Source organism: Rhodococcus sp. PD04, assembly GCF_035918275.1.
Classification (GTDB): Bacteria; Actinomycetota; Actinomycetes; order Mycobacteriales; family Mycobacteriaceae; genus Rhodococcus; species Rhodococcus rhodochrous.
Genome location: NZ_CP142143.1, coordinates 4,116,059 through 4,127,746 on the forward strand (window position 1 = coordinate 4,116,059; position 11,688 = coordinate 4,127,746).

The window sequence follows — 11,688 nt, forward strand, 5'->3', positions numbered from 1 at the left end:
CGGCCGGGGGTGTCCGGCCGGGCATGTGGGAGTCGCGGGAACTCAGGACTGGGTCTGCAGCACGCGCGGGGTGTCGGGCTGTTCGGCGTCCGCCACGACCGCCACCGGTTCGGCGTCGGCCGACAACCCGAGCAGGTCGGTCGGGGTCTTCGCCGTCTCCCGCAGTCCGAGGACCGCGACACCGGCGATGCCGCACGCGACCGCACCGAAGATCGCGACCGGGAGCCAGCCCGCGGCGCCGGGGAGCAGGATGAGGGCGGCGACCATCGGCGAGAAGCCGGCCAGCAGGTTGCCGAGCTGGTTGCTCACGGCCATGCCCGTGAAGCGGACGGTCGCGGGGAACTGTTCGGCGAAGAACGACGTCCACACGCCGTTGTAGCAGCTGAAGAACAGCGACATGTTCACGAACGCGGTGACGGAGATCAGCAGGATGTTCGTCGTCGAGATCGCCCACAGGTATCCGGCGAGGCTCACAGCGCAGCCGACGGAGGCGATCAGCATGGTCGGCTTCCGGCCGATGATGTCGGAGAGGTAGCCGGCCGCGGGGATGGTGAACATCGACAGTGCGATGGCGACGGAGATGACGGTGAGCATCACGCTGTGCTCGACACCCACCGAGGTGGCGTAGGACAGGCTGAACACGGCGAAGAGGGTCTGCACCGAGGCCATCAGGGACGCGCCGGCCACCCGGATCACCGAGCGCCAGTGGAACTTGAACACGTCGCCGAGGGGGAGCTTGCGGACGACGCTCTCCTCCTTCACCTCGGTGAAGGTCGGGGTCTCGTCCAGGTGGTTGCGGACGTAGTAGGTCACGGCGACGACAACTGCGCTGAACCAGAACGGGATCCGCCAGCCCCAACTGTAGAGCGCGTCGTCGGGCAGGAGCGAGACGGGTACGAAGACGACGGTCGCGAGCGAGCAGCCCACGGCGTAGCCGACCATCACGAAGCTGGTGAAGAAGCCGCGGCGTCCTACCGGTGAGTGTTCGACGGTCAGCGTCGACGCGCCGGCCGATTCGGCGCCCGCCGAGAAGCCCTGCAGGACACGCATCGCCACGAGAAGGACCGGTGCGAGGATGCCCACCTGCTCGTATGTCGGAAGGCATCCGATGACGAAGGATGCGACGCCCATCAGGACGACGGTCGCGAGCATGACGCGTTTGCGACCGAGTCGGTCACCGAAGTGGCCCATGACGACGGCGCCCACCGGTCGTGCGACGTAACCCACGGCGAAGGTGGCGAGGGATGCGATGAGGGCGACGGTGGGATTGCCGCCGGGGAAGAACAGCACGTTGAAGACGAGCGCGGCGGCAGCACCGTAGACGAAGAAGTCGTAGTACTCCAGCGCCCCTCCGAGGAGGGCGGCGATCGATGCGCGGCGGGGGTTCATCTCCGGTTTCGCTTCTGACGGCGGCATGGTCGATGCAGATTTGTCGGTGATCACGGTGCCTCGTTGGGGTCGATTCGGATCGGGGTCGGCGTATGCCTCGTCCGAGCTGTGATGTCCGGCGGTGGCAGGCGGAGTGTGTGACGGTTGCCACCGCGTCGGAACAAACGTAGGAGGGCACCGAACCCCCTCGCTGTTCCGTTGTGAAACAACATCGACATCTCTCGTCGAACAGAAAAGGTGCCGCTCCTCCTCGGCGGAGAAGCGGCACCTTGCGGGTCGGATGTCAGGCGAGTGCGCGCAGGCGCGGGGCGAGGTCGCGCTCGAACAACTCCAGGAACCGCTTCTGATCATGACCCGGCGCATGGAACACCAGATGATTCAACCCCGCATCGACATACGCCCTGACCTGCTCGACCGCCTCATCCGGATCCGACGCCACGATCCACCGCTTGGCCACCTGCTCGATCGGCAACGCATCCGCCGCCGCCTCCATCTCCATCGGATCATCGATCGAATGCTTCTGCTCCGGAGTGAGCGAGAGCGGCGCCCAGAACCGCGTGTTCTCCAACGCCAACTCCGGATCGGTGTCGTACGAGATCTTGATCTCGATCATCTTGTCGATCCCCGCCACATCCCGCTCCGCCTTACCCGCACCCTCCGCCACAGCCGGCAGCAATTTGTCGGTGTAGAGCTCCATCCCCTTACCCGACGTGCAGATGAACCCGTCCCCACTGCGTCCGGCATACCGGGCGACCACCGGACCGCCGGCGGCGACATAAACCGGAATCCCGCCCTCGGGCACGTCGTAGATCGACGCCCCCTTCGTCGAGTAGTACTCCCCCTCGAAATCCACCCGATCCCCGCGCCACAACTCACGCATCAACCGCACCGACTCACGCAACCGGGCGAAACGTTCCTTGAACTCCGGCCACTGGCCCGCATAACCGGTGGCGATCTCGTTCAGCGCCTCCCCGGTACCCACCCCGAGGAAGATCCGCCCCGGATACAGACACCCCATCGTCGCGAAAGCCTGCGCGATCACCGCCGGGTTGTACCGGAACGTCGGGGTCAGCACGCTCGTGCCCAGCTGCAACCGCTCGGTGCGCTCACCGACGGCGGTCATCCACGCCAACGAGAACGGCGCATGCCCACCGTTGTGCCGCCACGGCTGGAAATGATCCGACACCGTCGCCGAATCCATCCCGTGCGCCTCGGCCAACACACCCAACTCCACCAACTCGCGCGGGCCGAACTGCTCCGCCGACGCCTTGTACCCCAACTTCAAACCCTGAGCCACAGATTCCTCCGACCGTTCGCGTTTCCGATGTCCCCGAGTATGCCCACCGGATGCTCGTCATCGATCGAGACCGACGTTGTGTGCGAGATTCACGGAAAAATCGCACACAACACCGGGCTCGACGGGTCACCCGAGGGCACCAGCGCGGCGCAACGCGCGTCGTACCCTTTCGACGAGGACCTGGGGTCGTCGGTACAGCAGGTCGGCACCGACGCGCACGACGGTCCAGCCCAGCTCCGACAGCAGCGCGTAACGGTCGATGTCGATGGTCCGTTGCACCTGATCGGTCCAGTGCTGCGCACCGTCGTACTCGACGAGGACCCGCCACTGCTTCCAGCCCATGTCCGCACGTGCCACGAACCGCCCACCGTCGTAGATCTCGATCTGCGTCTCCGGCACGGGCAGACCGGACCGGACGATCAACAGCCGCGTGTGCGTCTCCGGTGGTGACGCGGCACCTCCGTCGACGAGTTCGAGAACCTTCCGTATGGACGTGAGGTGCCGAGCACCCTTGTGCCGAGCGACCACCACTTCGATCTCGTGGACTTTCGTTCCGGTCGCATTGCAGAGCGCGTCCACCATTTCGACACATCGGTCGATGTCTGCACCCCGCGCGAGGTCGAAGGCCGTTCGGGCCGGTGTCGTCACCGTCATTCCGTCGACGACGCAGGATTCGATGTCGTCGACGCTGCGAACGATGATGCCCGGCGTCGAGTGCAGCTTCCCGGGTCGCACGATCTCCGCGGGCAACGACGCGCCGAGCCAACGGGTCCCGTGCACGGCGGCTGCGGACGGTCCGGCCAGTACCCCTCCACCTCCCGCCCACAACCAAGCTGCCTTCGCGCGTAGAAGTGCCGTCGCTTCGACTCCAGGGGCCACGTACACATTGCGATGAAGCTTCACGAAGTGGTGCCGAAGTTGGTACCGCGTCACCGATCCGGCTGCCAGCGCGTCGGTACCGGCGAACGGTTCGTCGAAGTCGACCATGAGCGCGAGCGTGCCCGGTCTCCACTGTTCCCGGTACCCCGAATCCGCAGCCTGTGGAGAATTTTCGACGTTATCCCCAGATGCCCCGAAACGAGACCGGCGTTGATGTCGATTTTTCGCGAATCATCGACAACAACACCGGTCTCGACGGACGATCACGCGGCGCGAACCCGCGCCAATCCCCATTCGCGGGCCAGGAGTTCGTAGGAACGCAGGCGGTCCTCGTGGCCGTGGGTGACCGAGGTGACGACGAGTTCGTCGGCGTCCGTCACTCGGCGGAGGGTGTCGAGGCGCTCCGCCACCGTGCTCGGCGACCCCACGAACTGGGTGACGATGCGGTCGTCGACGAGGGCGCGCTCCTCATCGGTCAGCGGCGGGGTGGTGTCCGGGTTCGGGTACGGGATCGCGCCGTGACCCGAGCGGATGCTGTGCGTCCAGTGCCCGTAGGTCGACGCCAACTCGCGTGCGGTGGCGTCGTCGTCGGCGACCACCGCGTCGGCCGAGACCACCACGTACGGCTTCCTCAGGATCGACGACGGACGGAACGCCGCCCGGTACGCCTCGACCGCCTCGACCGTCGTGCCCGGACTGACGTGGTAGTTCGCACCGAACGGCAACCCCAGGCGACCCGCGAGTTCCGCCGACGGTCCGGCACTCGAACCGAACACCCACAGTTCGAAGTCGGCGCCCTCCCCCGGGCTGGCGTGCAGATCCGTTCCGTCCGGCGCCGTGTAGGTGCCGTCCAGGAAGGCGAGGATGTCCTCGACCTGCTGCGCGAAGTCGGGCGACTGCGCGCCGGGTTGCTGCAGGATCCCGAAGCTCGCCGCCAACCGGGACGACGACAACAGCTTCGCCGGCGAGAAGGGCGGCGGGATGATCAGTCCGTCGCGGATCTCCGTCGCCCGCGGTGCGGGTTCGGGAGCCGCACCCGCCAACGTCTCCGCTCGCCGCTGCCCCGACCTGCCGAGACCGAGATCGATGCGTCCCGGGTACAGGGCGTCGAGGGTGCCGAAGGATTCGACGACGCCGATCGCGGTGTTGTGTCCGAGCTGAACCGCGGCGGCACCGACGCGGATGGTGCGGGTCGCGGCGGCGATCGCGCCGATGAGCACGTCGGGTGCCGACGAGGCGACGGCGACGAAGTGGTGCTCGGCGACCCAGTACCTCTTGTACCCCCACGCTTCGACGTGGCGCGCCAGGTCGACGGTGTTGCGCAGCGCCTCCGGCACCGAGGACCCCTCGCTGACGGGCGAGAGGTCCAGCACGGACAGCGGGACCGGATTCACCGCGTTCACGACGACTCCCCGACTCGCGGAGTACGTTCACCGGCTTCGACGGCGAACGGAAGACGGTTCTGCGGCGGCGCGATCGGGCACGTCGCCGCGTCGGTGAACGCGCACGGCAGGTTCGCGGCGCGGGTGAAGTCGAGCGTGACCGTCCCGTCCTCGGCCGGCGCCTCGACCTGCAGGATCCGCGCCGCCGGATAGGTCGTCACCCCGGAGGTCGCGTCGGTGAACAGGATCCGCAACGGACCGCCGGCTTCACCGAAGGCGACGAGTTCGTGGTCGCCACCGTCGTATCCGAACCGGACCACACCCGCCGCCGGGTGGTGGTGTTCGAGTCCGTCGACGACGGCACCGGTCGTCACGACCTGCTGTTCGTCGAATGCCTCGAACCGGCCGGTCAGCACCCAGGACGCGTCGGGTTCGTAGACCGGGACGCCGGTGAACGACGCGAGCGCCGGTGCCGTGCGGTCATGGATACGGATCCCGAATCGTCCGGTGCGCTTGATGATCTCGACGAAGCCGCGATCGAACTCCGCTTCGAGACCGGGCGCCCCCTCGACCGGCTCGTAGGTGGTTGTCGCCCCGTCGAATTCGTGGATCACCGATTCGCCGTCGACGTGCCACCGACCCGGCGCTTCGTCGAAGGAGGTGGGGGTCTCGGCGAGCCAGTGCAGGGCGGTCAGGCTCAGCCAGCCGAGCGGCTGCCGCAGACCGTCGTTGCGCTCGGCATGCCACCGCTGCCAATCGTCGACGAACTGATCGAGTGTTGCGGTCATGACGCGCGGACTCCTTCGGTGACGGTGTGCGGGTCGCGCAGGCCGAGGTGGCCGCGCAGGGTGGTGCTGTCGTATTCGGTGCGGAAGCTGCCGCGTTCCTGCAGCAGCGGGACGACCGTGTCGACGAAGTCGTCGAGGCCGCCGGGGGTGAGGTGCGGAACGAGGATGAACCCGTCGCTGGCGTCGGTCTGCACGTAGAGGTCGATCTCGTCGGCGACCTGCTGCGGCGTTCCGATGAACTGCTGGCGTGCGGTGACCTCGATGATGAGTTCGCGGATGCTGAGGTTCTCGGCGTCCGCCTTCCCCTTCCACTGCCGGGCGACGGCGAGCGGATCCTTGGCGTGGCGCACGCGTCCGCGCGTGATGGTGACGTTGTCCTCGGGGTCGACGTCCGGCAGCGGGCCGTCCGGGTCGTACGACGACAGGTCCTTGCCCCACACCTGTTCGAGGAAGGCGATGGCCGTCTGCGGGCCGACCTGCTGCAGACGGATGTGCCGGGCCCGCTCGTGTGCTTCCTCCTCGGTGTCGCCGAGGACGAAGGTCGCGGCGGGCAGGATCTTCAGCTCGCCCCAACTGCGTCCGTACTTCGCGAGGCGGTTCTTGACGTCGGTGTAGAACGCGCGACCCTCCTCGAGGGTGCCGTGCCGGCTGAAGATGGCGTCGGCCTTGGCAGCACCGAACTCACGACCCTCGTCGGAGTCGCCGGCCTGCAGGAGGACGGGATGCCCCTGGGGACTGCGCGGCACCTCGAAGCGACCCGCGATGTCGAACTGGGTGGTGTGGATGTCGAACGACGCGATGTCGCCGTCGGGAGCGAAGATCCCGGCCTCACGGTCGATCACGGGACCGCGGGCCGACCAGCCGTCCCACAGTTCCCGCACCACGTCGACGACCTCGGCGGCACGGACGTACCGCTGCGAGTGCTCGAGGAAACCACCACGACGGAAGTTCTCGCCGGTGAACGCATCCGACGAGGTGACGAGGTTCCATGCGGCGCGACCGTCCGAGAGGTGGTCGAGGGTCGCGAACTGCTTGGCCAGTTCGTACGGCTCGTTGAAGGTCGTGTTGATGGTGCCGGCCAGGCCGAGGTGGGTGGTGGCACCGGCGAGGGCCTCGAGCACCGTGAGGGTGTCGGGGCGCCCCACGACGTCGAGGTCGTGGATGCGGCCGCGGTGCTCACGCAGCCGGAGTCCTTCGGCGAGGAAGAAGAAGTCGAACCTGCCGCGTTCGGCGGTGCGGGCGAGGTGCAGGAACGACGAGAAGTCGATCTGGCTCTTCGACTCGGGGTCGGCCCACACCGTGGTGTTGTTGACACCGGGGAAGTGCGCGGCGAGATGAATCTGCTTGCGAACAGTGTTGCGGGACACGATGATCGTTCCTTCAGTGAGCAGCCGCGAAGCGGTTGGCGGGACGGGGCAGACCGAGCCGGTCGCGGAGGGTTCCGGTGGTGGGTGCGACCTCGGGGCGGACGACGGGCAGCACGTTCTCGACGAGTCGGTGGAGGGTGGACGGCAGCGCGAGTGGCCGCAGGGTCACCCCGTCCACACCCGTTGTGTCATCGAGCAGTTCGATCAGGCTCTCGGATGTACCGACGTGGACGAGCGTGTCGGAGCGGTAGGGCTGCCCGGCCCACGTCTCGAGCTGCGCGAGATCTGCGGTGGCGTCGTCGCCGAGCAGGACGTCGACGTCGAGCAGCACGAAGATCCGCCGGTCGCCCGCCGCGGCCCGGATGCGACCGGCCAGTTCGGATGCGGCGGCGAGGTCGGTGGCGCGGATACGCACGAGATCCGCTCGATGCGCGGCGAATTCGAGGGATTCGTCACCGGTCACCGTCACCGCGACCAGCGGTTGTCCTTGTGGGGATCGCGGCACGATCGACGAGCCCTTGACGGAGAAGTACTCGCCGACGAAGTCGATGTAGTGGACCTTGTCGCGATCGATGAAGCGACCGGTGGCGACGTCGCGGATCTCGGCGTCGTCCTCCCAGCTGTCCCACAACCGTGCCGCGACCTCGGCGGCCTCGTGCGCTTCGGCCCACAGCGACGCGGTGTCCTGCTCGTCCTTGCGGCCGAACAACTCCACGGCGCCCGGTGTCACCGCGACCTCCCACCCGGCGCGACCGAGCGTGGTGTGGTCGATCGTCTGGATCGCCTTGGCGACATGGAACGGCTCTGTGTAGGTGACGGTGGCCGTCGGGATCAGACCGATGCGGGAGGTGGCGGTGGTCAGGCGCGCCGCGAGGCCGACGGCTTCGAGACGGCCCCGCACCGTGGTCGCGTCCGAGACGACACCGAAGGTGTCGGGGAAGAACGCGAAGTCGACGCCGGCACGATCTGCGGCACCCACGAGGTCGGCCCAATAGCGGGGGGTGAACAGTTCCTCGGCGCGCGAATCGTCACGTCGCCAGGACGAGGGGTGGATGCCGGTGCCGGCGAAGTCGACGGCCAGCAACAATTCTGAACTATCGGACATGATGGACCTTCCCGGGGATGGCCTCGAGCAACGTCTGCGTGTACTCGTGTTGGGGGTTGTCGAAAATTTCTGCGGTGGAGCCGTATTCGACGACCCGACCGGCGCGCATCACGGCGACGGTGTCGCTGATCTGCCGGACGACGGCGAGGTCGTGCGAGATGAACAGGTAGCCGAGTCCGAGTTCGGCCTGCAGCGAGGTGAGCAGGTCGAGGATCTGAGCCTGGACCGACACGTCGAGCGCCGAGACGGGCTCGTCGAGGACCAGCAGCTCGGGGTTCAGGGCGATGGCCCGTGCGATGGCCACGCGTTGCCGCTGCCCACCGGACAGTTCGGCGGGTTTGCGGTCCAGATGTGCCGTCGACAGCGCCACCTGATCGAGGAGACGGGCGACGTGGGCGGCACGTTCGGCTCTCGTGCCGATGCCGAACGCTTCGAGCGGTTCGGCGACGATGTCGCGGATCCTCAGTTTCGGGTCGAGCGAGGCGTAGGGATTCTGGTGCACGATCTGTACACGACGCCGCAGTGCCCGCAGCGCACGGCCACCGAGCGCGGTGATGTCGTCACCGTCGAACCGGACCGTCCCGGCAGTGGGGGTCTCGAGCCGGATCGCGATGCGCGAGACCGTGGACTTGCCGGAACCCGATTCCCCCACCAGCGAGAGAGTGCCGCCGCGGGAAACATCGAAGGACACATCGCGCACGGCGTGCAGCGAGGACTTCCGGTCGATGCGGAAGGTCTTCGACACCTTCGACACCGACAGGATCGGAGCGGCATCTCGCAGCGCAGGTCGCACGGCCGGTTCCGCGAGGCTCGGCGCTGCCGCGATGAGCGAGCGCGTGTACTCGTGTTGCGGGTCGGTGAGGACCTGCGCCGCCGGTCCGGTCTCGACGACCCGGCCGCTCTGCATGACGACGATGCGGTCGGCGCGATCCGCCGCGACGCCCAGGTCGTGGGTGATGAGCAGTACTGCGGTGCCGGTCTCGGCGATCCGCGCGTCGAGGTGGTCGAGGATGCGGCGCTGCACCGTCACGTCGAGTGCGCTCGTCGGTTCGTCGGCGATGACGAGGTCGGGCCGGCAGGCGAGCGCGATACCGATGAGCACGCGCTGCCGCTGACCGCCGGACAGTTCCTGCGGGTACTGCTTCGCGCGCAGGTGGGGGTCGTCGAGTCCGGCCTCCTCGAGGATGCGCAGCGCCTCGAGCCGCGCGGTACGCCGATCGGCGAGACCGTGGATGCGCAGCACCTCCGCGATCTGGTCACCGATGCGGATGACGGGATTGAGGGAGGTCGTCGGGTCCTGCGGAACGAATCCGATCCGGGCGCCGCGGATGCGTTCGAAGGCGCGCTCGGACAGGTCGTTCAGCGACGTGCCGTCGAAGGTCACCGACCCCGCCGTGACACGCCCGGTGCCGGCGAGCAATCCGATGATCGCGTGTGCCGTGGTGGACTTGCCCGATCCCGACTCGCCGACCACCGCGACGACCTCGCCGCGGGCGACGGTGAGATCGACACCGTTCACCGCGACCACCGGTTCGCGCGACGATCCGTAGGCAACCTGCAGGTCGCGCACTTCGAGGAGCCTCATCATGCGCTCCTGTCCTCGAGGGCGTGGCCGATGCGGTGGGCCGAGAGCACGACAGCGACGATGACGAGACCCGGAAGCGTCGTCATCCACCAGGCCGCGGCGAGATAGTTGCGGCCTTCCGAGATCAGCGACCCCCATTCGGGTGTCGGTGGCACGGCACCGAATCCGAGGAAGCTCAGCGACGACACGGCCAGCACCGCCATTCCGAATTCGACGGCAGCGAGAGCCGCGACGGGCGCGTACGAGTTGCGCAGCACGTGCCGGCGCAGGACGGTGTGCCACCGGACTCCGCACGCGAACGCGGCTTCGACGTAGAGCGCCTTGCGTACCCGCAGCACTTCCGAGCGCATGACGCGCGCGAAGTTCGCCACGAGGCTCACACCGACGGCGATCGCGACGTTCATCGTGCCGAAGCCGAGGGCCGTGACCAGGGCGAGCGACAGCAGCAGCGCGGGGATGGACAGCAGGACGTCGACGAGGCGCATGAGTACCGCGTCGAGGGCACCGCCGACCGCACCGGACAGCAGCCCGATCAGCGAGCCGACGGCCAGGGCGATCCCGACCGCGACGAGCGTCGCGGTGAGTGACAGGCCGGCTCCGTGTACGACACGCGTGTACACGTCGCGGCCGAGATTGTCGGTGCCGAACCAGTGCGCGACGCTCGGTCCCTGGAGCTTCTCGGCGGGCACACCCTGCAGCGGGTCGCCCGATGCGAAGAGCGACGGGAACAGCGCGAAGCCCACCGCGAGGAGCAGCACGATCGACGACACGACGAGCACGGCGTTGCGCCGCACCGCTGCCGTGACGGACGTGATCCGGATTCTTCTGCGCGAATGAGGTTCCGGTAACGGCGTTGCCGGGAGCGTTTCGCGGACGAGTGTGTCAGACACGTGCCTCGACCTCCAGGAGAGTGTCGTCGTGGGTCGGGTCGTCCTCGGTCGAGGCTGCGCCACCCCGGTCGATGCCGTGGGTGATCCGCGGGTCGATGAGGGGATAGAGCAGGTCGACGGCGAGGTTGACGAGCACGAAGACGGTGGACGAGAACACGACGATGCCGAGCACCACCGGGATGTCCTGCGTCATCACCGACATCTGGGTCAGACGTCCGATACCGGCGCGGGAGAAGACCGTCTCGACCACCACGGACCCCGCGAGCAGATTGCCGACGATGACACCGGCGATCGTGAAGGCGGGGATGCTCGACAGCTTCAGCGCATGACGGGTCTGGATGCGCAGGCGGGACGCGCCTTTCGCGCGTGCCGCCTCGATGAACGGCTGTCGCCAGGTCGTCTGCAGGCTGGTGGCAAGGACCTGGGCGATCACCGCTCCGGTGGGCAGTGCCAGGGTGATCGCGGGCAGGATCACGTGTTCGATGCCCTGGTCGCCGAAAGCCGGGAACAACCGCAGTCGGAACGAGAAGAGCTGCAACAGGATCAGGCCAACCCAGAAGGTCGGCACGGCCACCCCCAGTGGGGGCAGCGAGAACAGCAGGCTGCGGAGCCGGTGGACCCGCGTGTAGGTCGCGAGGAAGGCGACCGCCGTGCCGAACACGACGGCGAACACCAGTGCTGTGCCCGCCAGGACGAGGGTGCTCGGCAGAGCGGCGGCGATCGCGTCGGTCACCTGCTGTCCGGTCGAGATGGACATGCCGAAATCACCTCGGACCGCGTTGCTCAGCGCATTCCAGTACTGCGCCGCGATCGGCTGATCTAGTCCGTACCGCGCCTGGAGCTGTTCGATCGCAGCGGCGTCGACCGGTGTTCCGGCATCGGCGCCGGCGGCGATGGAGACCGGATCGGAGGGCAGCAGGAACAGGACCGCGAACGACACCGTGAACGCCGCCCACAGCACCCCCACGGCCTGGAGCACACGGAAACCGAGATAGCGCAGCATGAT

Annotated in this window: 10 protein-coding genes; all 10 read right to left on the bottom strand. The window is 67.7% G+C overall.

Annotated elements, in window-relative coordinates:
- Positions 1-42 precede the first annotated feature (42 nt).
- The gene (locus U9J23_RS18870) at positions 43-1,416 is read right to left on the bottom strand and encodes an MFS transporter (protein ID WP_442802291.1); all 1,374 of its coding nucleotides are present in this window, start codon (positions 1,414-1,416) and stop codon (positions 43-45) included.
- Positions 1,417-1,672: 256 nt separating this feature from the next.
- Positions 1,673-2,686 (bottom strand): glucose-6-phosphate dehydrogenase (coenzyme-F420), encoded by a 1,014-nt coding sequence (fgd, locus tag U9J23_RS18875; RefSeq protein WP_230823235.1) that lies wholly within the window; start codon positions 2,684-2,686, stop codon positions 1,673-1,675.
- Between the two features lie 126 nt (positions 2,687-2,812).
- Positions 2,813-3,673, bottom strand: a complete 861-nt coding sequence (locus tag U9J23_RS18880) for a DUF559 domain-containing protein (protein ID WP_085469016.1) — start codon at positions 3,671-3,673, stop codon at positions 2,813-2,815.
- 155 nt (positions 3,674-3,828) lie between these two features.
- The gene (locus U9J23_RS18885; protein WP_326599764.1) at positions 3,829-4,968 is read right to left on the bottom strand and encodes an LLM class flavin-dependent oxidoreductase; all 1,140 of its coding nucleotides are present in this window, start codon (positions 4,966-4,968) and stop codon (positions 3,829-3,831) included.
- Positions 4,965-5,735, bottom strand: coding sequence for a DUF1684 domain-containing protein (locus tag U9J23_RS18890; protein ID WP_326599766.1), 771 nt, complete (start codon positions 5,733-5,735; stop codon positions 4,965-4,967). Before U9J23_RS18890 ends, U9J23_RS18885 begins: the two co-directional genes overlap by 4 nt.
- Entirely contained in the window at positions 5,732-7,102 is a 1,371-nt protein-coding gene (locus tag U9J23_RS18895) for an NtaA/DmoA family FMN-dependent monooxygenase (RefSeq protein ID WP_326599768.1), read from the bottom strand. The genes U9J23_RS18890 and U9J23_RS18895 overlap by 4 nt, the downstream gene beginning before the upstream one ends.
- Positions 7,103-7,115: 13 nt before the next feature.
- Positions 7,116-8,207 carry an LLM class flavin-dependent oxidoreductase gene (locus U9J23_RS18900; protein ID WP_145707666.1) on the bottom strand — a complete coding sequence of 364 codons (1,092 nt, stop codon included), beginning with the start codon at positions 8,205-8,207 and terminating at the stop codon, positions 7,116-7,118.
- Positions 8,197-9,792 (bottom strand): dipeptide ABC transporter ATP-binding protein, encoded by a 1,596-nt coding sequence (locus U9J23_RS18905; protein ID WP_272269060.1) that lies wholly within the window; start codon positions 9,790-9,792, stop codon positions 8,197-8,199. Before U9J23_RS18905 ends, U9J23_RS18900 begins: the two co-directional genes overlap by 11 nt.
- Positions 9,792-10,682, bottom strand: coding sequence for an ABC transporter permease (locus U9J23_RS18910; protein WP_261379190.1), 891 nt, complete (start codon positions 10,680-10,682; stop codon positions 9,792-9,794). Before U9J23_RS18910 ends, U9J23_RS18905 begins: the two co-directional genes overlap by 1 nt.
- The gene (locus U9J23_RS18915; RefSeq protein WP_145707669.1) at positions 10,675-11,685 is read right to left on the bottom strand and encodes an ABC transporter permease; all 1,011 of its coding nucleotides are present in this window, start codon (positions 11,683-11,685) and stop codon (positions 10,675-10,677) included. The genes U9J23_RS18910 and U9J23_RS18915 overlap by 8 nt, the downstream gene beginning before the upstream one ends.
- Between the last annotated feature and the right edge of the window lie 3 nt (positions 11,686-11,688).